This window comes from Acinetobacter calcoaceticus (assembly GCF_051947995.1).
In the GTDB taxonomy this organism is placed as follows: domain Bacteria; phylum Pseudomonadota; class Gammaproteobacteria; order Pseudomonadales; family Moraxellaceae; genus Acinetobacter.
Genome location: NZ_JBLVVH010000010.1, coordinates 31,574 through 54,055, shown reverse-complemented (window position 1 = coordinate 54,055; position 22,482 = coordinate 31,574). Strand labels below are relative to the sequence as shown.

General features: G+C 40.9%; 19 protein-coding genes. 18 read left to right on the top strand and 1 reads right to left on the bottom strand.

Going from position 1 to position 22,482, the window contains the following annotated elements:
* Window position 1 precedes the first annotated feature (1 nt).
* From ACNQO6_RS15975 to galE, 15 genes are all read left to right on the top strand, one after another.
* Window positions 2-1,090, top strand: a complete 1,089-nt coding sequence (locus ACNQO6_RS15975; protein WP_440209622.1) for a DegT/DnrJ/EryC1/StrS family aminotransferase — start codon at window positions 2-4, stop codon at window positions 1,088-1,090.
* Window positions 1,087-1,578 carry an acyltransferase gene (locus ACNQO6_RS15970; protein WP_440209621.1) on the top strand — a complete coding sequence of 164 codons (492 nt, stop codon included), beginning with the start codon at window positions 1,087-1,089 and terminating at the stop codon, window positions 1,576-1,578. The genes ACNQO6_RS15975 and ACNQO6_RS15970 overlap by 4 nt, the downstream gene beginning before the upstream one ends.
* Window positions 1,579-1,596: 18 nt before the next feature.
* On the top strand, window positions 1,597-2,754 hold the full coding sequence (locus ACNQO6_RS15965; protein ID WP_440209620.1) for a glycosyltransferase: 1,158 nt from the start codon (window positions 1,597-1,599) through the stop codon (window positions 2,752-2,754).
* Entirely contained in the window at window positions 2,751-4,076 is a 1,326-nt protein-coding gene (locus ACNQO6_RS15960) for a lipopolysaccharide biosynthesis protein (protein ID WP_440209619.1), read from the top strand. The genes ACNQO6_RS15965 and ACNQO6_RS15960 overlap by 4 nt, the downstream gene beginning before the upstream one ends.
* Window positions 4,073-5,299 carry an O-antigen ligase family protein gene (locus ACNQO6_RS15955; RefSeq protein WP_440209618.1) on the top strand — a complete coding sequence of 409 codons (1,227 nt, stop codon included), beginning with the start codon at window positions 4,073-4,075 and terminating at the stop codon, window positions 5,297-5,299. The genes ACNQO6_RS15960 and ACNQO6_RS15955 overlap by 4 nt, the downstream gene beginning before the upstream one ends.
* Before the next feature lie 5 nt (window positions 5,300-5,304).
* A complete protein-coding gene (locus ACNQO6_RS15950; protein WP_440209617.1) occupies window positions 5,305-6,411 on the top strand; it encodes a glycosyltransferase family 4 protein in 1,107 nt (368 codons plus the stop codon).
* Window position 6,412: 1 nt separating this feature from the next.
* Window positions 6,413-7,645 (top strand): glycosyltransferase family 4 protein, encoded by a 1,233-nt coding sequence (locus tag ACNQO6_RS15945; RefSeq protein WP_440209616.1) that lies wholly within the window; start codon window positions 6,413-6,415, stop codon window positions 7,643-7,645.
* A gap of 10 nt (window positions 7,646-7,655) precedes the next feature.
* A complete protein-coding gene (locus ACNQO6_RS15940; RefSeq protein ID WP_440209615.1) occupies window positions 7,656-8,264 on the top strand; it encodes a sugar transferase in 609 nt (202 codons plus the stop codon).
* Entirely contained in the window at window positions 8,261-8,911 is a 651-nt protein-coding gene (locus ACNQO6_RS15935) for a NeuD/PglB/VioB family sugar acetyltransferase (protein ID WP_440209614.1), read from the top strand. The genes ACNQO6_RS15940 and ACNQO6_RS15935 overlap by 4 nt, the downstream gene beginning before the upstream one ends.
* Window positions 8,912-8,942: 31 nt before the next feature.
* Window positions 8,943-10,121, top strand: a complete 1,179-nt coding sequence (locus ACNQO6_RS15930) for a DegT/DnrJ/EryC1/StrS family aminotransferase (RefSeq protein WP_440209613.1) — start codon at window positions 8,943-8,945, stop codon at window positions 10,119-10,121.
* Between the two features lie 143 nt (window positions 10,122-10,264).
* The gene (locus tag ACNQO6_RS15925) at window positions 10,265-12,139 is read left to right on the top strand and encodes a polysaccharide biosynthesis protein (RefSeq protein ID WP_440209612.1); all 1,875 of its coding nucleotides are present in this window, start codon (window positions 10,265-10,267) and stop codon (window positions 12,137-12,139) included.
* Window positions 12,140-12,151: 12 nt separating this feature from the next.
* A complete protein-coding gene (gene galU, locus ACNQO6_RS15920) occupies window positions 12,152-13,027 on the top strand; it encodes a UTP--glucose-1-phosphate uridylyltransferase GalU (protein ID WP_440209611.1) in 876 nt (291 codons plus the stop codon).
* A gap of 20 nt (window positions 13,028-13,047) precedes the next feature.
* Entirely contained in the window at window positions 13,048-14,307 is a 1,260-nt protein-coding gene (locus tag ACNQO6_RS15915) for a nucleotide sugar dehydrogenase (protein ID WP_343578451.1), read from the top strand.
* A 2-nt stretch (window positions 14,308-14,309) separates the two neighbouring features.
* Window positions 14,310-15,983: a glucose-6-phosphate isomerase gene (pgi, locus tag ACNQO6_RS15910; protein ID WP_440209610.1), complete on the top strand. Its 1,674-nt coding sequence runs from the start codon at window positions 14,310-14,312 to the stop codon at window positions 15,981-15,983.
* Window positions 15,976-16,992, top strand: coding sequence for a UDP-glucose 4-epimerase GalE (gene galE, locus ACNQO6_RS15905; protein ID WP_440209609.1), 1,017 nt, complete (start codon window positions 15,976-15,978; stop codon window positions 16,990-16,992). Before pgi ends, galE begins: the two co-directional genes overlap by 8 nt.
* A 55-nt stretch (window positions 16,993-17,047) precedes the next feature.
* On the opposite strand, the gene ACNQO6_RS15900 is transcribed toward galE, so the two are convergent.
* A complete protein-coding gene (locus ACNQO6_RS15900) occupies window positions 17,048-18,418 on the bottom strand; it encodes a phosphomannomutase CpsG (protein WP_440209608.1) in 1,371 nt (456 codons plus the stop codon).
* A 384-nt stretch (window positions 18,419-18,802) separates the two neighbouring features.
* Here ACNQO6_RS15900 and lldP point away from each other — a divergent pair, with 384 nt between their 5' ends.
* From lldP to lldD, 3 genes are read left to right on the top strand one after another with little or no spacing between them, the layout of a single operon-like run.
* Entirely contained in the window at window positions 18,803-20,470 is a 1,668-nt protein-coding gene (gene lldP, locus ACNQO6_RS15895; RefSeq protein ID WP_440209607.1) for an L-lactate permease, read from the top strand.
* Between the two features lie 19 nt (window positions 20,471-20,489).
* Window positions 20,490-21,242 (top strand): transcriptional regulator LldR, encoded by a 753-nt coding sequence (lldR, locus tag ACNQO6_RS15890; protein ID WP_005228317.1) that lies wholly within the window; start codon window positions 20,490-20,492, stop codon window positions 21,240-21,242.
* On the top strand, window positions 21,239-22,390 hold the full coding sequence (lldD, locus tag ACNQO6_RS15885) for an FMN-dependent L-lactate dehydrogenase LldD (protein ID WP_440209606.1): 1,152 nt from the start codon (window positions 21,239-21,241) through the stop codon (window positions 22,388-22,390). Before lldR ends, lldD begins: the two co-directional genes overlap by 4 nt.
* The last annotated feature ends 92 nt before the right edge of the window (window positions 22,391-22,482 follow it).

The window sequence follows — 22,482 nt, the reverse complement described above, 5'->3', positions numbered from 1 at the left end:
TATGATTGACTTTATTGATTTAAAAGCACAGCAACATCGAATTAAAGATAAAATTGATGCCGGCATTCAGAATGTATTGACGCATGGTCAATACATTCTAGGTCCAGAAGTGACTGAACTGGAAGAAAAGTTAGCAGCCTATGTCGGTGCGAAGTACTGTATTACCTGTGCCAATGGAACCGATGCCTTGCAAATTGCACAAATGGCATTTGGTATAGGCCCAGGTGATGAGGTAATCACACCAGGCTTCACTTATATTGCGACCGCGGAAACAGTGGCTTTATTAGGTGCGAAGCCAGTCTACGTGGATGTTAACCCTAAAACCTACAATCTGGATGCGGAAAAACTAGAAGCTGCCATTACTCCTCGCACGAAAGCTATTATTCCGGTGAGCCTATATGGTCAGTGTGCTGACTTTGATGCAATCAACGCGATTGCTGCAAAGTACGGTATTCCGGTAATTGAAGATGCGGCACAAAGCTTTGGTGCAACTTACAAAGGTCGTAAAAGTTGTAATTTAAGTACAGTTGCCTGTACCAGCTTTTTCCCAAGTAAGCCATTGGGTTGCTATGGCGATGGCGGGGCTATTTTTACCAGCGATGATGAGTTGGCTAAGGTGATTCGCCAGATCGCACGCCATGGGCAAGATAAGCGTTACCATCATATCCGTGTCGGCGTGAATAGTCGTTTAGATACCATTCAGGCTGCGATTTTGTTACCAAAACTAGAAATCTTGGATGATGAAATGCAGGCACGTCAAAAAGTAGCTGAAGTTTATAACCAGTTATTTAATCAGGCAGGTATCCAGACAACGCCATATATCGAGCCAGATAACACTAGTGCATGGGCACAATATACAATTCAGGTCGATAATCGTGCAGATGTTCAGGAAAAACTAAAAGCTCAAGGGATTCCAACAGCTGTACATTATCCGATCCCTTTGAATAAGCAACCTGCAGTGGCTGATGCAAGTGTGAGTTTACCTGTCGGTGATGAAATTGCGGAAAGAGTTATGAGCTTGCCAATGCATCCATATTTAGAACAGAAATCACAGGAATTTATTATAAAAATGATAGAGGGAATCATATGAACGTATTATTAGCGCGCTTGATTACAAAAATTATGAATTGGGCAGTTAAGAAAACACATTTATATAATGTATCTAAATTTAAAGGGATTTCTTCTAGTGCGAGTATAGGAACTAAATGTATTTTAAGCTTGCCACATGAAAATTTATTTATCGGTGAAAAAACGTATCTGAATGGGGCTCACTTATCTAGTGGAAATAACTCAAAGGTTATTATCGGAGATAGTTGCGCGATTGGATATAATGTATCAATAAAAGCTATTACTCATTCAAAATTAAAACCGACTAATAATGGGGAGGGGAATATTGAGCATATCGAAAAAGACATCAAAATAGGAAATAATTGTTGGATAGGTGATAATGTATTTATTCGTGAGGGAGTGGTATTGGGGGATAATATAATTGTTGGTGCTAATTCAGTTGTTACAAAGTCATTTGATAGTAACTTGATAATAGCTGGGATACCTGCAAAGATTATTTCTACTTTGTAGTTATATTGGAGAAGATTTTTGCATATTTTAATTCTTCCCTCATGGTATCCCGCTTATCCAGAAGATATTAGAGGTTGTTTTTTTAGGGACCAAGCTCTAGCTCTAGTGAAGGCTGGGAACCATGTGGGTGTCGTAACGAATGAATTTAGATCTCTAAAAAATTGGAAAACAATTTTTAGTAATAAACATGGTTTTTTCTATGAAAACGACAATGGAATTAATACTATTAGATTTAAGACCATGTTATGGTTTCACAAGATGCCATTTTTAATAAATATCTTTAGTACTATGTATGGCAAACAGGCCGTCGAAAAATACATAGAAAAATATGGTAAACCCGATATTGTACATGTGCATTCTTGTTTGTATATGGGGGAAATTGCAAGATATATAAAAACAAAATATCAAATCAACTATATTGTTACAGAGCATAGTAGTGGCTTTGTAAGGGATTTATATTCTCCATATCAATTAGAAGTGGCAGAAAGAATTTTATATAATAGTTCATGTAATATTGCTGTCTCAACTCAAATGGCAAAATTTTTCCAGAATAAATTTGAAATCAAAAAAAAATGGGAGGTGGTTCCTAATATTGTTAATCCTATTTTTTTTGAAAACTCCATCGAAAAAGAAAATTTTTTTAATAAAAAATTTAAATTTATTAATGTGGCATTTATGAATAAAAATAAAAAACAAATTAATATTGTTAAAGCATACCATGAGCTAATTAAACAAGGTTTTTTAAATATTGAATTGAATTTAATTGGGGATGGCGAAGAAAAAATTGAGTTAGAGAATTATGTCAAAGATAATAAAATTTTGAATGTAAATTTTTTAGGTTTACGGGATAGACATTTTATTGCTGATGCTATGAGTAAAAGTGATTGTTTTATACTGTCGAGCGATTTTGAAACGTTTGGAGTTGTAATTATTGAAAGTCTAGCTAGTGGGCTTCCGGTAATATCTACTAAATGTGGAGGCCCAGAAGATATTTTGGATAAAGAAAATGGTTTATTAGTTGAAAAGGATAATATAGAAGAGTTAGCTGAAGCTATGTTAGTGATGCTTAATACTAATTATGATAAGAATAAAATAAGGATGAACTGTTACGAGCATTATAGTCAGGAAGCCATCACTATGAAATTAAGCCAAATTTATCAGAAATTTGTTGTATGAATATTAAGCAAAAAATTATACGTTATAGTGTTGGCCCATTGGGAGCGGCGATTATATCTTTAATCACTATTCCTTTGATTGCATGGTTTTATAGTGTTGATGATGTAGCTAAATTTTCTATTTTTCAATCAATTATTATTTTATATTCTTTAGTTTTATGCTTAGGTTTAGATCAGGCGTTTATACGTGAATATTATGATTCGAATGATAAAGCATCATTATTAAAAAATATTTTCATAGGTGCATTGTTACCCTCCTTGCTCTTTTTATCAATTACATTCGTATTCTTTCGTGAGACAATTTTATTATTTTTATATGATGAATATTCAATCAAACTTTACCTTTTAACTATTTTTTCGTGTTTTTTTACTCTTGCAATAAAAATGATAAGTGCTATACAGCGAGTACAAGAACAAGCTTTATTATTTTCGCTGAGTCAGTTGTTACCAAAAGTTATTTTTTTATTATTAATATTGATCTTTTTGAAAATGGGGTCGGCAAAATTTGAAAATATATTATGGGCACAGTTTTTATCTGTTTTTTTTGTTTTTGTTTATTTTCTGGTGATAAATTGGCGTAGCTTTAAAGAATCAATAAGAAGTAATATTAATACTAGTAATATAAAAAAATATTATGCATTCGGATTTCCTTTAATTTTAACTGGAGCTGTAATTTGGGGGCTAAAGTTGGCGGATAGATTTTATTTGAAAATTTTTTCTGACCTTAAGCAACTCGGTTTATATGCTATGGCAATTAGTATTGCAAGTGGGGTTGCAATATTTTCTGGTATATTTAATACGATTTGGTCACCTCTTGTTTATAAGTGGGTTAATGATACAGATATTTATGATGATTCTATTTCAAAAAAAGTTGGTGTAATTTCGTATAAGGTTTCACTATGTATTTTAGCGGTGATAGTTTTCTTAGTTTTTTCCTCAAAATTAATTGTTAAGGTTTTACCTTTCAATTATAACGATATTTATTTGATCATACCTTTATGCGCGATATCACCCTTGTTATATACTTTATCCGAGGTTACAGGGATTGGTATAAATTTAATGAAAAAAACAAAGTATACATTGTGGAGTTGTTTTTTAGCTATTATAGTTCACATAATTCTAAGCTTATTACTAATTCCTGAATTAGGAGCTATGGGGGCCGCTATAGCAGGTGCAATATCTTTTTATGTATTTTTTCTCATACGGACTATTTTTTCAAATTATATTTGGATTAATTGTGATTTAAGAAAAACTTATATTGTTTCTTTCTTAAGTTTATGTATTTCTCTAACTCCTGTTGTCTTCTGGGTGTGTAATATATGAGTAATATAGAAAAATTTAAACTAAATAATATTACGTATAAAATGTATTTTATTTTGGTTTTTTGTATATTTTTTTCTACTGTAGATATCATTCCTATTAGCTTACATTATGCTTTTTTGGGGCTGAGTTTATTATTGAGTAGTTTCTTTTTCTTGTTTTTAATTCTAAAAAAATTCTTTAGTTATAAAGATGTAATATGTATTCTGTTTTTTATTCTGCCAGTTTTTTTTAGTCAGTTTTTTAATATTAATGATGGACCTAATTTTGCTAGATTTGTTTTAATAATATTTTTTTACCCTATTATTTTTTTTATATTGAAGTATATTGTCTCTAGATTTAAAGTTGAAGAATTTTTGTTGCCAGTATTGATATCAATAGGAATAATTTGTATTTTATCTATTTTATCTAGTTTGAGTATTGTTGATTTCGAGTTTTATGGTTCTGATGAAAGCACTTTAGATTATTATGCAGATGTCTACTCTAGAGATCGCTTGTTGGCGATAAATGGTATATATTTAAATCAGAATTCTTTTGCTTCTATAATGTTAATTGGTTTTTTTGCATTTCTTTGTTTTTTTGTTGGGTGTAAAACGAAAATACAGAAAACTATAAGTAGCTTAATGTTGCTATTTATATCAGTTTTACTTTTTCTAACTTTAGCTAGGGCAGCCATTTTTTCCGTTTTAATAGGTAGTGTATTTTTTTATATTTTTTCTAATGTTAAAATTTACTTTAAAGCAGCTGTTTTAGCTTTATTTTCTCTGCTGATTTGGGTGTTAATTTTTGTTTCTCAATATGGTGAGATGTTTGTAGCAAAATTAGATTCTGCTGGATTGTCATATAGAGATATTATTTGGGCTGATGCGCTTGAAAAGTTTGATCAGAACTTATTTTTTGGTGTTGGTTTAGGGAACTATCAGTTTGTTAGTGGTGGGCAGGTCTATAGTACTCATAATTTATATTTATTCTTCTTAGTGTCATTGGGTATAGTAGGTGTCACTGGCTTTATTTTAGTTGTTCTCTGTTTCTTAAAAAAACTAATTGACCGAGTTGTTTTTTATAGAGCTGATAAAATTATGTTAATATTTTCTTCTTGTATTGTTGCGATTCTAGTTCATCAATTCTTTGAGGTCGAATTAGATAATCCATTTAAACCTCTTTCTTTTTTCTTTCTTTTGTCGATTACATATTTGTTTTTTGGACCAGTTAAAAATATTAGGTAAATACCATGTCACGTATTGCACATTTAACTTCAGCTCATCCTAGGTTTGATACCCGAATTTTTGTGAAACAATGTTGTTCTCTAGCTCAGTTTTATGAAACATATTTGGTGGTGGCAGATGGAAAAGGAAATGAGATTAAAAATCGGGTCTCTATTTTAGATGTTGGTAAGTTTAGTGGTCGTATAAATCGTATGCTTAATGCGTCTAATGCTGTATTTGAGAAAGCACTAGCATTAGATGCTGATATTTATCATCTACATGATCCTGAACTTATTCCTATCGGTTTAAAATTAAAGAAAAATGGAAAAAAGGTTTTTTTCGATGCTCATGAAGATTTACCTAATCAGATTATGTCGAAACATTATTTGAATCTATTATCTAAAAAGTTGATTGCTTTTTTAGTTAAATCTTACGAGAAATATGCTTGTGCTAAATTAGATGGGATTGTCGCTGCTACACCATTTATTCGTGATAAGTTTCTCAAAATCAATAAAAACACAATTGATATTAATAACTATCCAAAATTAGAAGAGTTTAGTTCAATTGATACAAATTTTTTAAAAGAAAATCAAGTTTGTTATATCGGTGGGTTAGCTGATGTACGTGGAATCGTTGAAATGGTTCAAGCAATAGACTTAGTAAAACTTAAAGCTGAATTAGTCCTTGCTGGAGATTTTGCAGATAAAAATCTAGAACAAACAGTGAAGGAAACTAATGGTTGGAATAAGGTTAACTTTTTAGGTTATGTGGGACGGAGTGAAATAAGGAATACTTTAGCCTCATCTGTTGCTGGATTAGTTGTTTTACATCCAACAAGAAGCTATTTAGACTCATTGCCGGTAAAAATGTTTGAATATATGTGTGCAGGTATACCTGTCATTGCTTCGGATTTTCCCTTGTGGCGTTCTATTGTAGATGCTGCAAAATGTGGAATTTGTGTCGATCCTTTAAAGCCTAAAGAGATTGCTGATGCTATAGAATATTTTCTAAAAAATCCTACTGAGGCTAGATTGATGGGGCAGCAAGGGCGTGCAGCAGTTTTAGAGAAGTATAATTGGAGCATTGAAGAGAAGAAGCTATTGAACCTCTATTCAAGTATTTTGGATATTTGAAATGATCGAAAATAAAAAAACATTCTGGTTTATTAATCAATATAGCTCAACGCCAGAAACAGCGATGGGTGGTCGACATTATTATCTGGCCCAAGAGCTCGCAAAGAAAGGCCATCAAGTTTATGTAATTGCTGGTCGATATAGTCATCTGTTACGTAATCCAAAGCAGTTTGACGAGCCGTATTTTATTGAGGAAATTATTCCTAACTTCTCATTTGTATGGGTCAATTTACCTGAATATCAGGAAGCGCATAGCAAACAGCGTGTACTAAATTGGTTTAAGTTCTCTTGGCTTTTACGTAATATGTCAAACGTAATTCCAACCAAGCCTGATGTAATTTTATATTCATCTCCTTCTCTTATTGGTTATCTGGGTGCTAAGTACCTCGCAAACAAATTTAGGGTTCCTTTTATTTTTGAAGTAAGAGATATTTGGCCTTTAACTTTAATGGAATTAGGTGGACATTCATCAAAACATCCATTTATAAAGTTCATGCAATGGGTTGAGGATCGGGCTTATAAAAAAGCTGATTACGTATTTTCAAATTTATATAATGCCGTTGAACATATGCAAACCCGAGGTCTGGATAGTAGTAAGTTTCACTGGATACCAAATGGTGTATCTTTAGAAGAGGTCTCTCAAAAGCAACCTTTAAATGCGGAGACACTCAGTCAATTACCTCAAAATAAATTTATCATTGGATATACAGGAACTATTGGGGTCGCTAATGCTATAGATGACCTTATTGAAGCAGCAAAGATTCTTTCTAGTAATCCGCAGTTACATTTTGTTCTTGTTGGTTCAGGAAAGGAAAAAGAAAGTTTAATAAGAAAAGTTCAATCTTTGGATTTACGAAATATTACATTCATTGATGCAATTCCAAAGAAACAAATTCAATCCATGCTTGAGCAGTTCGACATTTGTTATATTGGCTGGCAGAAAAATTCACTTTATCGTTTTGGAATAGCACCGAATAAACTACCTGAATATCTATATGCAGGTAAACCTATTATTCATGCTTTTTCTGGTAAGGGGGATATTGTTCAACAAGCTCAAGCTGGTATCACCATTGAGGCCGAAGATCCTGAAGCAATCGTAGGAGCTGTACAACAGTTATATAATTTAACTGCTGACCAGCGCCAACAGTTAGGTTCAAATGGTAAACAGTTTGTATTACAACATCTTGAATATGCCATGATTGCAGAAAAACTCGAAAATATTGTTTTTAAATAATGGATAAGTTATGAAACGATTACTGGATATCATTATCGCTTCAACTGCACTGATTCTGCTATCACCTTTATATGCCTACGTTGCTTATAAAGTGAAAAAGAATCTGGGTTCACCTGTATTGTTTCGTCAGATTCGTCCAGGCCTGCATGGTAAACCTTTTGAAATGATCAAGTTTCGAACCATGAAAGACGCAATCGATGAGCAGGGTAATCCGTTACCGGATAGTGAGCGTTTAACCCCTTTTGGCAAGATGTTACGTTCGACCAGTCTGGATGAGATGCCTGAACTCTGGAATGTAATTAAAGGTGATATGAGCGTTGTGGGCCCACGTCCACTCTTGATGGAGTATTTACCTTTATATAATGAAGAACAAGCCAAACGCCATGAGGTCCGTCCGGGTATGACGGGATATGCTCAGGTCAATGGCCGGAATGCGATTAGCTGGGAACAGAAGTTTAAACTGGATACCTGGTATGTGGAAAATCGTTCGCTATGGTTAGATTTTAAGATCATGCTGCAGACGGTGAAAAAAGTCATAGCCAAAGATGATATCAGTGAAGCTGGTGAAGCAACTATGAGTAAATTTACAGGAACGAATAATAAGGATTTAGATAAATGACAGAATTTATTGGTGTTTACGGCGCAAGTGGTTTTGGTAAGGAAGTGATGCCATTAGTCCGCCAAAAATTTCCTACTTTGCACAAAGAACAATTTGTTTTTATTGATGACGGTCAGGCGGGTGCAAGTCTAAATGGGTATTCTGTTCTCACCTATACAGATTTCATTAACAATTCTGCTACTCATAAAGCTGTAACGATTGCGATCGCAAATAGTATTGTACGGGAAAAACTGGTTGCTCGTCTCAATGAAGACGGCGTCCAACATTTAGCTGTACAAGCAGGCAATACAGTAATTTTAGATGAGGTAGAGATTGGTGAAGGAAGTTTACTTTGTCCATTCACCTGTTTGACGTCAAATATTAAAATTGGCAAGTTTTTCCACGCTAATATTTATAGTTATGTTGCTCATGATTGCGTGATTGGTGACTATGTTACTTTTGCACCAGGTGTGAAATGTAATGGCAATATTCATATTGAAGACCATGCCTATATTGGGACAGGTGCTGTGATTAAGCAGGGCACCCCCGATAAGCCATTAGTGATTGGTAAAGGTGCGGTTGTGGGGATGGGTGCGGTAGTCACCAAAAGCGTGCCGCCAGGTGTAACCGTAATTGGTAACCCTGCAAGAATTTTAGAAAAGAAGTAAGCCGTATTATTTTATAGATCAGGAAATTACAATGTTGAACACAGCATTCGAACCATGGCCAAGTTTTACCCAACAAGAAGCGGACGCAGTTAAAAATGTCTTACTTTCCAATAAAGTAAATTACTGGACAGGGCAAGAATGCCGGGAGTTTGAAAAAGAGTTTGCAAGATTTGCCGGTACTCAATATGCAGTGGCTTTAACCAATGGTACCGTTGCGCTGGATGTCGCTTTAAAGGCCTTGGGGATTGGTCCCGGTGACGATGTCATCGTCACTTCACGTACCTTCCTGGCTTCAGCCAGCTCAATTGTCACGGCTGGTGCCAATCCTATATTTGCCGATGTAGAACTGGATTCACAGAATATTTCACGTCGTACCATTGAAGCAGTACTTACGCCAAATACCAAAGCGATTATTTGTGTGCATCTGGCAGGCTGGATGTGTGATATGGAACCGATCATGCAGCTTGCTGATGAAAAGGGACTGTATGTCATTGAAGACTGTGCCCAAGCGCATGGTGCCAAATACAAAGGCAAACCGGCCGGTTCGATTGGACATATTGCGGCCTGGTCCTTCTGTCAGGACAAGATCATGACCACCGGTGGTGAAGGCGGTATGGTCACCACCAACGATGAAACGCTATGGAAGAAAATGTGGTCTTATAAAGATCATGGCAAAAGTTATGATAGCGTTTATAACAAGCAACATCCGCCAGGTTTCCGATGGTTGCATGATTCATTTGGTACAAACTGGCGTATGATGGAAATGCAGGCGGTAATTGGTCGTATCCAGTTAACACGTATGGCAGAGTGGACAGAACAACGAACTGAAAATGCAGAGAAAATTTTAAAGGCATTTGAAGGCTCTCCTTATTTTAACGTTCATTTGCCTTCGGATGACTATGTACATGCTCACTATAAATGTTATGTCCAAGTCAATTTAGCCGCATTGCCTGAGGGCTGGTCACGTGACCGGATCATGCAGGAGATTAATATGCAAAATGTACCGTGTTTTAGTGGTTCTTGTTCGGAAGTCTATCTGGAACATGCTTTTGATAGCACACCATGGCGCCCTGAACAGCGCTTGCAAAATGCCCAGCAACTCGGTGAAACCAGTTTGATGTTCTTGGTCCATCCGACGTTAAGTCAAAAAAGTATTGATCAAACGATTGATGCGATCAAAAACGTGAAGCAGATCATGCAATCTGCCTAATATGAAAGAAGGTGGCAAGAGGGTGATCCAAGGTCAGGCTCTTGCTGCTTATGATTGTGTAATCAATATGTAAAAGTCATTTCTAGTTCTGTCAGAAATGCGTATAAAGATCAAACTGTAAAATGGGTCATTAGAAGATCACTGTGAAAAAGATTATTCATCAATTCGCCTCAGCGCCAAGATTATATAAACAATTTTTCCTGATTTTTCTGGATGCATTAGCTTTTCCCGTGATTCTATGGTTGTGCTATGTCATCCGTTTATTTGACTTAGGTGCCCATGTTATTCCAGGTATTGATCACGGGATGATTCTGGTCAGCCTGATTACGGTCTTAAGTTTGGCACTCACCGGCGTTTATCATTTTATTGTACGGACATTTAACGAAGTCTTTATCGTAAAGCTGGCGATTGCGGTTGCCTTGACCATGGCCACCTTGTACGTCCTGAATGTGATTACGCCAGCCTATATCCCGATGTCGATTCCATTTATGTATGGTTTTATGATGTTTGCTTGGGTATGGCTCAGCCGTGCAGTGATTCGCTTTATGATTAAGGCATCTTACTATTCCGAAATTGGACGTAAACGCATTGCGATTTATGGCGCAGGGGATGCAGGTCAGCAAATTGCTGCGGCATTGCACCGTTCAGATGACCATTTACCGGTATTCTTTATTGATGATTATACTTCTTTACAAGGGCAGACGGTTGGTGGTTTAAAGGTCTATTCGGTTGAAAAAGCCTTACAACGCTTTAAGAAAGACCGTATCGATGAAATTTTACTGGCGCTGCCTTCAGTGGGGCGGGTGCGCAAAACAGAAATTATCCATCAGTTTGAAAGCGCACGTTTAAAAATTACCGAACTTCCTGGGTTGACCCGTCTGGTTGATGGCGAAATCCAGGTTTCGGATATCCAGGAAGTGGATATTATCGACTTATTGGGGCGTGATCCAGTGCCACCGATTTCACATCTGATTGCCAAAAATATCCAGAATAAGGTTGTCATGGTGACAGGTGCGGGTGGTTCAATCGGTTCTGAACTATGCCGTCAAATTATTAAAAATAAACCTAAAATGTTAGTGTTATATGAGCTAACAGAATTTGCGTTATATGACATTGATAAAGAGTTAAGACAAACAGCCACTTGTGAAATTGTTCCAATTTTGGGAACGGTACAGGACCAGCAAAAACTTGAACGGATTATTGAACAATACCAGATCCAGACGGTTTATCATGCTGCGGCCTATAAGCATGTTCCTTTGGTTGAATGTAATCCGATTGCGGGATTGAAGAACAATAGCATTGGTACCGCAAACAGCTTGAATGCTGCCGTGAAAAAAGGTGTGGAAACCTTTGTGTTGATCTCAACCGATAAAGCGGTCCGACCAACCAATGTGATGGGGGCATCAAAGCGTATGGCTGAGCTGTATTGTCAGGCCGTGGCTGAAAGCAAACCTGCTACCCAAATCAGCATTGTCCGTTTTGGGAATGTATTGGGCTCTTCCGGTTCGGTTGTTCCACTGTTTAAGCAACAGATTGCCAAAGGTGGTCCGATTACCGTGACTCATCCTGAAGTGACCCGTTACTTTATGACCATTCCAGAAGCTTCGCAACTGGTGATTCAGGCGGGGGCATTGGGATCTGGTGGAGACGTATTCCTGCTGGATATGGGTGAACCGGTCAGAATTCAGGATCTGGCACGCCAAATGATCAAACTCAGCGGTTTAAAAGTGCGAGAAACAGATTCTCTGGACGGTGATATTGAAATTGCCTATAGTGGCTTGCGTCCAGGCGAGAAACTGTATGAAGAACTGCTGATTGATCAGGACAATACCGAATATACTGAACATACCCGTATTCTGCGTTCCTTTGAGAAACATTTCCCATTGGATGAAATTCAGGAAGTCTTTGGTAAAATCAGCCAGATGACAGCAATCGATCATGATGTTGACTGGGCCTTGACCCAGCTTGAACATTATGTAGATGGCTATAAACGCAGTGGCGAAGTTAGAGTGAATTAATCTGAGAAAGTAATGATCAAAAAAGCAATTTTACCTGTTGCAGGTCTAGGGACACGTTTTTTACCTGCAAGCAAGTCGATTCCCAAGGAAATGGTGACCGTTGTTGATCGCCCTGCGATTGAATATGTGGTGCGTGAAGCGGTTGAAGCGGGGATTGAACAAATTATTTTGGTCACCCATTCCTCAAAAGCCTCAATTGAAAACTATTTTGATCGTAATTTTGAGCTGGAAACGACTTTAGAGCAAAAAAAGAAATTCGACTTGCTCAAAGAAATCACCGACATTCTGCCAAAACATGTCAGCGTGGTGAGTGTGCGTCAGCCACAGCCATTGGGCCTTGGGCATGCGGTACTCTGCGCAAAAGATATTGTCGGTGATGAAGCTTTTGCAGTGTTATTACCGGACGTGCTGGTCAAAAACCACAGCGCTGAAAATGATCTGTCCTTGATGATTCAGCGCTTTGAAGCATCTCAAGCTGCACAAATCATGGTGGAGGCTGTACCGGATCATCTGGTTGATCAGTATGGGATTGTGGATGTTGCGGTTTCACCGAATGAAGGTGAGAGTATCGTGATGCAAGGCATTGTAGAGAAACCGGCAGTCGGTACAGCCCCTTCGAATTTATCGGTGGTTGGCCGTTATATTCTGCCTGCCCAGATTATGGGATTGCTGGAAAATACTCCACGTGGCGCTGGCAATGAAATTCAGTTGACGGACGCGATTGCCACTTTACAGCAGTCACAAACTGTTGAGGCATACCGCATGAAAGGTCAGACCTTCGATTGTGGTAGCAAGTTGGGTTATCTAAAAGCTGTGTTACATTATGGGATTGAGCATCCAAAACTGGGCGCAGAGTTTAAGGGCCTGATTAAGGAATTGGCCCTGTAATCATTGAGGGCAAGCATGTTATGAAAGTTGCAATCTTTGGCAATACCTTATATGCAGGCGTGATGTCTGCATTATTGTCTGAAACGGGGCATCTGGTGTATTGGTGCTCACAGCTCGATACCAAAGCGGATGATCAGCAATATTCCTTTCATGATGAAAATGTCAGTCATTTACTCGAAAAACAGCTGACCACGGGTTTTCTGCGTTATAGCGATTTAGCCAGTATCCCGCTGGATATCGATGCCTATCTGTTCAGTTTTAACCAGACGCAGGAACAGCAGGTTTTTCAGCTGTTACATTCCCTGAAACAACGTCCGATCATACATCCAAAACTGATGATCAATGCCTCAACCTTTGGTTTACGCGGAACCGAAAAGTTCCAGCAGATCTTGTCGGATGATGACTGGGTGTACTTGCCCGATACCATGCAGGAAGGTAATGCCTTACAGAGCTTGACCCAGGCGAAGCAGTTGATTGTGGGCTGCACACGCAGTGCAGTGCAGGTCAAGGTCAAAGAGTTGCTCAGACCCTTTTTTCCCTTAGAACAGCAATATCTGTTTATGCCGATACTGGATGCCGAGTTTACCAAACTGAGTATTTCCGGCATGTTGGCGACCCGCATTAGTTATATTAATGATTTGGCCGTGGTGGCTGAAAAACTCGGGATTGATATTGCCTCGGTGCGACAGGGCATGTCCGCAGACAGTCGTATCGGCTCGGCGTATCTGGCACCTGGTGCCGGTTTTGGTGGGGAAAACTTTTCGCATGATATTTTGACCCTTGCCAATACGGTTGCCAATACCGGGGTGAAAAGCCAGTTGCTTGCCCAGGTCTGGGAGATCAATGAGCAACAAAAAGAGATCCTGTTCCGTAAGTTGTGGAATTACTATCACGGCGCTTTACAAGCAAAATCCGTTGCAATCTGGGGGGCTTCTTTTAAGGAGAATACCTCCAGCATTCAACATTCTCCAATCCATCAAATGCTTGCCGCCTTGTGGGCACAGGGTGTCACCGTTCATCTGCATGATCCGCAGGCACTGGATGAAATCGAGATGATGTACGGACAGCGCAGTGATCTGGTATTGCATCATGATCAATATGAAGCTGTACACAACGTACATGGGTTATGTGTTTTAACGGCCTGGAAACAATACTGGAGTCCGGATTTCAAACAGTTGAATCAATTGATGCAACATCCCTTAATTTTAGATGGTCGCAATATTTATGACCCGCACTATGTAAAAGCACAAGGTTTTGCCTATATGGGAGTGGGGCGTTAAAGATGACAAAGCAGATGCATCCTTTTCCGGTCAAGGAACAGACTTCGGTGGTAGAACAATTAGCGGTTTTACAAAAACAATTTAAAGACTTGCATCTTAATACCCTGTTTGCAGCAGATGAGGCACGTTTTAAACGTTTTTCAACTGAGTATGACCAGATTGTTTTTGATTTTAGTAAACATCGGATTGATCAGCAGGTTTTAAGCCAGCTGGTGGATCTGGCACATGCACAAGATCTGGATGGATGGATTAAACGTCTATTTTCATGTGAGCAGATTAACTACACGGAACAACGTGCTGCGATGCACTGGGCCTTACGTCTGCCTAAATCCAGTCCAACGCTGCCCGTCGTGAATCAGGCGGTCCAAGCGCAACTTGAGCAAATGTATGCACTGGTTGAAAAAATTCATGCCGGCCAATGTCGTGGCGCAACGGGTGAAGTGATCCAGGATGTGGTGAATATTGGAGTCGGTGGATCAGATCTTGGTCCACTCATGGTCACGCATGCACTTTCAGATTTTAAGGTTAAAACGGCAAAGCCCTTAGATATTCATTTTGTTTCAACCATGGATGGCAGCCAGCTCTCCGGGTTGTTGCATCAGCTGCGCCCTGAAACCACCTTATTCATTATTTCCTCCAAGTCGTTCGGGACCATTGATACACTTTCCAATGCACAGACCGTACGTCAATGGCTAGAGAAAGCCTTAGGCAATAATGAAAAAATCCTCAAGAATCATTTTGTGGGGGTGTCGACCAAACCGGATAAAATGACCGAATGGGGCATTGCACCAGATAAGCAACTTTTGCTTTGGGATTGGGTCGGTGGCCGTTATTCATTATGGTCATGTATTGGCCTGCCGATTGCACTGACCATTGGCGTGGAAGGCTTTAAGCAATTCTTGGCTGGGGCATACGCCATAGACCAACATTTCCAGACAGCGCCGTTTGAACAGAATATTCCGGTATTAATGGGCCTGTTAGGGGCGTGGAATAATAATTTTCTCGATATCCAGACCCACGCCGTGCTGCCTTATGACGGACGCCTCAAATATTTTGCCGCTTATTTGCAGCAACTGGAAATGGAATCGAACGGCAAATCCATCCAGCGCAATGGTGAAAAGGTCAGTTCAGTGACATGTCCAATCGTTTGGGGCGAAGTGGGGCCGAATGCACAGCATGCCTTCTATCAATTGTTGCATCAAGGCACGCATTCGGTTAGTTGTGACTTTATTGCTCCGGTCAAACGTTATAACGCCAATCAGTTTACCTATGCAGAAAGTGCCGAAGCCTTGGTCGAGCAACATCATCTGGCCTTATCTAACTGTCTGGCCCAGTCACGCCTGCTGGCTTTTGGTAATCAGGCCCTGGCGGCAGATGAACTGCAAGGGCTACCTGCCTATAAGCAATATGAAGGCAATCAGCCGAGTTCAACCATTTTACTCAAAGAGTTGAATCCATATAGCTTGGGGATGCTGATTGCGATGTATGAACATAAAGTGTTTGTGCAGTCGGTATTGTGGAATATCAATCCCTTTGATCAATGGGGCGTTGAAAAAGGCAAGGAAATTGCCAATCAGCTGTTACCGATTCTTAACCGTGAGCAGGAAGACCTCTCTAGTTTTGATGCATCAACCCAAGGCTTGCTTAAAATATTGATAGGAAAAACAGATGGCTAAGATTTTAGTCACCGGGGGGGCGGGCTATATCGGTTCGCATACCTGTGTAGAATTATTGGATGCAGGCCATGAGGTAGTGGTATTCGATAATCTATCCAATAGCTCGGAAGAGGCTTTACGCCGTGTCGAAAAACTGGCCCATAAAAACCTAGTATTTATACAGGGTGATATTCGCCATCCCCATGAACTGGACCCTGTTTTTCAAAATCATCAGATTGATGCCGTAATTCATTTTGCGGGCTTAAAAGCAGTGGGAGAGAGCCAGCAAATTCCTTTGGTATATTTTGATCATAATATTGCGGGAAGTATACAACTGTTTAAATCGATGCAAAAAGCGGGTGTATTGCGTTTGGTCTTTAGTTCCTCTGCAACGGTATATGGTGAGTTAAATCCTTCGCCCTATCAAGAAGACATGCCGCTGAGTTTGCCGAATAATAATTATGGTTATACCAAACTGATCATTGAGCAGATGCTGGAAAAAATGGCGCTGGCAGATACAAAATGGTCGATTGCCTTACTGCGTTATTTTAATCCGGTCGGTGCACATAAAAGTGGACAGATTGGGGAAGACCCGCAAGGCATTCCGAATAACCTGATGCCGTATGTGACTCAAGTCGCTGTGGGACGTCGTGAAAAACTATCTATTTTTGGTCATGATTATCCAACCAAAGACGGCACTTGTGAGCGGGACTTTATCCATGTAGTGGATTTAGCGAAAGCCCATGTGCTCGCGGTCACCAATCGGCTAAACAATCACGGTTGCCGGGCCTGGAATATTGGAACAGGTACACCAATTTCGGTTCTACAAATTAAAGAAACTTTTGAAAAAGTGAACGGGATTCAGATTCCAACCGAATTTGCGGAGCGCAGAGTCGGGGATTTGCCAGCATTTTATGCAGATGCTTCGCGAGCGCAAGCTGAGCTCGGTTGGCAGCCGCAATATACGCTGGAAGATATGTTGGCGGACAGCTGGAACTGGCAAAAGCAAAATCCAAATGGCTTTAACTGATTCTCGGCAGCAATAAAAAAGGAGCATAAAGCTCCTTTTTTTTATTTAGACTAAATTAGCCCTGAATCAACGCGGTTAATTCATCGACATAGTGCTGCATCGGTTGCGGATTTTTGTCTGCACGGCTTTCGATATTCAAGCGCAATAATGGCTCTGTATTGGAGGCACGGACATTTAGGCGCCACGCGCCGAAATCCAGACTCACGCCATCGGTACGGTCTACCCGTGGGTTTTGATCGGCATAATGGTCAAAGATTTTTTGTACCGTTGCTTGGGTATCTGCGACTTTAAAATTGATTTCACCACTACATGGGAATTTGGCAATCATGTTTTCAACTAGCGTGGAAAGCGATTGACCTGTTTCTGACAGTAGCGCAATGGTGAGTAGCCACGGAATCATCCCGCTATCACAATAAGCAAAATCACGGAAATAGTGATGGGCGCTCATTTCGCCGCCGTACACCGCATTGTGTTCACGCATCACATCTTTAATGAAGGCATGGCCTGATTTCGACTGCACCGCGATACCTTGATATTGATCGACGATATCAAAGGTATTCCAGACCAGACGTGGGTCATGTACGATTTTCTCGCCAGCCTGTTTGATCAGGAAGGCTTGTGCCAATAAACCGACAATGTAATAACCTTCGATGAATTGGCCTTTTTCATCAAACAGGAAGCAACGGTCAAAGTCACCATCCCAGGCAATGCCCATATCGGCCTGATGCTGCAGTACAGCATCGCGGGTGCTGTCACGATTTTCAATTAAAATTGGGTTAGGAATACCATTCGGGAAGGTACCATCTGCTTCATGGTGGATTTTAATAAATTCCACAGGGATGTTGAGTTGCTGGAATTTTTGTTCAATCGCATCAATCACATGACCTGCTGCGCCATTGCCGGCATTCACTACCAGTTTAAGTGCTTTGATTTTTTGCGGGTCAATATAAGTGAGCAGATGTTCAACGAACTCAGGCAAAATATTATAGTTTTGCGTAGTACCTTTATTTGTAACTTCAATGAATTGCCCTGATTCCGCCAGTGCCTGAATTTCTTTTAAGCCTGTTTCCGCACTGATCGGGCGTGCATTTTCACGTACCAGTTTCATGCCGTTGTAATCCATCGGGTTATGGCTGGCAGTGACTTCAATCCCGCCTTGTACATCGAGATGGAATGCTGCGAAATACACTTCTTCGGTGCCGGTCATGCCCAGATCAAGCACATTGACGCCTGCATCATTCAGGCCCCGAATGGTGGCTTGTTTTAGACTCTCACTGCTTAAACGGATATCACAGCCAATCACGACGGTTTTGGGCTGATAGATCTGTCCATAGGCACGACCAATGTTATAGGCAATCTCTTCATTCAGTTCGGTACCGAGTTTGCCGCGAATATCGTAGGCTTTAAAGCAAGTCAGTTGAGTCATATTGTTCAATTCATGGTGATGTGATTTGAGTTGTGAACACATTATACAGATATCGCCAGCAAGTCATATTTATAGTTCTGAGTAGGCTGGTTTAAGTTGAGTATGCTTTCGAATAGAGATCGTAAAGACAAATCATTTATCAGACTTTAGTCGAATGGGGAATAATGCGTGCAAGCTAAACAGGTTGATTTAATTTAATTATTATTGGTCATACCAATTATTATTGTTTTAGTAGACTTGATCCTGATAATTCATATAATTAAGATGCATAAAGATTGCAAATGGATGATATTTGCCGGTTTAGTGAATATTGGTCATACCAATATAAAAAAGATTCGTTCAAGATCGAAGTGAAAACAAAATGACGCCCAGCATTTCAAGGAGATGAGAATGCTAAATGTGTGGCAACAAATTTATGATCCTTTCAATAATATCTGGCTATCCAGTGCGGTGGCGCTGATCCCGATTATTTTCTTCTTTTTGGCTTTGGCGGTATTTCGTTTAAAAGGCAGTGTGGCAGGGACCTGTACCGTCATCATTGCCCTGCTGATTGCGTTATTCTTTTATCAGATGCCCGCTGAAATGGCATTTGCTTCGGTGATTTATGGCTTTTTTTACGGCTTATGGCCGATTTCCTGGATTATTATCGGTGCGGTGTTTCTGTATAAAATTTCCGTCAAAACCGGGCAGTTTGATGTCATTCGTTTCAGTATTTTATCGATTACCGAAGACCAGCGCTTACAAATGCTCTTGGTCGGTTTTGCCTTTGGGACCTTTCTGGAAGGTGCTGCAGGTTTTGGTGCGCCTGTTGCAATTACCGCAGCATTATTAGTCGGACTAGGTTTTAAACCGCTTTATGCTGCGGGACTCTGCCTGATCGTCAATACTGCGCCTGTGGCTTTTGGTGCAATGGGCATTCCGATTATTGTGGCGGGGCAGGTCTCGGGTGTCGAGACTATGGAAATCAGCCAGATGGTTGGTCGCCAGTTACCTTTCTTAACCCTTATTGTGCTGTTCTGGATCATGGCGATTATGGATGGCTGGCGTGGGGTGAAAGAGACTTGGCCGGCGGTGCTGGTCGGGGGTAGCGCTTTTGCAATCGCGCAATATCTAACCTCTAATTTTCTGGGGCCCGAGCTACCGGATATTACGGCATCAATTGCTTCACTGGTCAGCCTGACCTTACTGTTCCGCGTCTGGAAGCCAAAGCATATTTTCCGTTTTGAGGGTGTAGAGCCACAAAATACAAGCTCAGCAGCGCATACGCCACAACGCTATAGCATTGCGCAGATTGCCAAAGCATGGTCGCCGTTTATGATTTTAACCGTGATGGTGACGATCTGGAGTGTGCAACCGTTTAAAGCCTTATTTGCCAAAGATGGAGCCTTGGCGGACTGGATGGTTAAAATCGAAGTGCCTTATCTGCATAAGCTGGTAGAAAAAATGGCGCCGATTGTGCCTGAAACCACGGCCTATGAAGCGATCTATAAATTTGATTGGTTCTCTGCCACAGGTACCGCGATTTTCATTGCCGCCCTCATCACCATCATTTTCCTGAAAATGAAAACCCGTGAAGCAGTCAGCACCTTTGCTGAAACCTTGAATGAATTAAAAACCCCGATTTATTCGATTGGTATGGTGTTGGCCTTTGCCTTTATTGCCAATTACTCCGGTCTGTCTGCGACGCTGGCTTTGGCGTTATCGCATACCGGTCATGCCTTTACCTTCTTTTCACCCTTCCTGGGCTGGCTTGGTGTCTTCCTGACGGGTTCGGATACCTCATCCAATGCCTTGTTTTCTGCCTTGCAAGCGACTACCGCTCAGCAAATCGGCATTCCGGAAGTATTGCTGGTGGCGGCCAATACCAGTGGTGGGGTAACAGGCAAGATGATTTCACCACAATCGATTGCGATTGCCTGTGCCGCAGTGGGCCTGGTGGGGAAAGAATCAGACCTGTTCCGTTTCACGGTAAAACATAGCATCATATTTACAGTCTTTGTTGGCATCATCGTCACGGTTCAGGCTTATCTGCTGCCGTGGATGATTCCATAACTCTACTCAAGGAAATGTGATGAGAATCTCCGATCAAGTGGTCATGAAATTACAGGCACTCATTGAGCAACGCCAGATGAAACAAGGTGATCGTTTGCCCGCCGAGCGTCAGCTTGCGACCAGTTTGGGGGTCTCTCGTCCATCCTTACGTGAAGCGATCCAGCAATTGAATAGTCAGGGCGTGCTCAGTAGCCGCCGTGGTGACGGGACTTACATTCAACAGTTACCAGAGCAATGGTCACAACAGTTGATTGTGAATCCGATCAGTAACCTGATTGAAGAAGATCCATTGTACCGTTTTGATGTGCAAGAAGCCCGTTTGTTGCTGGAAGGCGGCACCGCATGGTATGCGGCATTACGCTCAACCGCTGAAGATCGCGCCAAAATCCATCATTATTTTGATGAGATTAGCCGCCATCAAAATGCAGGCGATTCGGCTCAGGCTGCTGTGGCGGATGCTGAATTCCACTTAGCGATTGCTGAGGCTTCGCACAATATTGTGCTGATCCAGATGATGCGTGGCTTGTTTGACCTGTTGCAATACAACGTCTTACTGGGACGCAAGAAAGTTTATAACGATCCTGTCAATGGCGACTTGCTCAGTGAGCAGCATTTTCAGGTGATGGATGCGATTGATCGTAAAGATCCCGAAGCTGCACGCCAGGCGGTGTGTGGTCATATTGAATTTGTGATTAATCATGTACGTGCTCTGGATGAAGATGAAGCTCGCCAGAAACGTGCAACACGTTTAAGTAGAGTTGACTCAAAATGATTATTTCTTCTGGCAATGATTATCGTGCTGCGGCACAACGTCGGTTACCGCCATTTTTATTTCACTACATCGATGGGGGTGCCTACTCGGAATACACCTTAAAACGCAATGTACAGGACCTATCTGAAATTGCCTTACGTCAGCGGGTGCTGAATGACATGTCGGCATTGAGTCTGGAAACCAGACTGTTTAACGAAACCTTGTCCATGCCAGTGGCTTTGGCACCTGTCGGTTTAACCGGTATGTATGCACGTCGTGGTGAAGTGCAAGCGGCGGTGGCAGCGGATAAAAAAGGTATTCCATTTACCTTGTCGACGGTGTCGGTTTGTCCGATCGAAGAAGTGGCACCTGCCATTCAGCGTCCAATGTGGTTTCAGCTGTATGTGTTGCGAGATCGTGGCTTTATGCGCAATGCCTTGGAACGTGCCAAGGCAGCAGGTTGTTCAACACTGGTGTTTACTGTAGATATGCCGGTGCCGGGTGCACGCTATCGTGATGCGCATTCAGGCATGAGTGGCCCAAATGCGGCGATGCGCCGTTATCTGCAGTCGATGTTACATCCGCATTGGGCATGGAATGTCGGGATGTGTGGCCGTCCGCATGACTTGGGCAATATTTCCAAATATCTGGGCAAACCGACTGGGCTTGAAGACTATATCGGCTGGTTGGGGTCTAACTTTGATCCGTCAATCTCATGGAAAGATCTGGAGTGGATTCGTGAGTTCTGGGATGGTCCGATGGTGATCAAGGGCATTCTGGACCCAGAAGATGCCAAGGATGCGGTACGTTTTGGTGCGGATGGCATCGTAGTCTCCAATCATGGTGGACGTCAACTGGATGGGGTGATGTCCTCTGCACGCGCTTTACCTGCGATTGCGGATGCAGTGAAAGGCGATCTGGCGATTCTGGCAGATTCAGGCATCCGTAATGGTCTGGATGTGGTACGTATGTTGGCCTTGGGTGCGGATACGGTGTTATTGGGTCGCGCCTTTGTGTATGCCTTGGCTGCTGCGGGTGGGCAAGGGGTGTCGAACTTGCTGGATTTGATTGATAAGGAAATGCGGGTGGCAATGACATTGACGGGTGCCAAGTCGATTCAGGAGATTAATGCACATTGTTTAGTACAAGCCATTAAACAAGGTTTTTAAGAATAATTTGCTCAGTGATGCAGTAGGCACTGCCTCCTCATTGGGTGACTTGCTTATGTCAGATGTATAGGCATTTGTCACTTTTGAAGGAT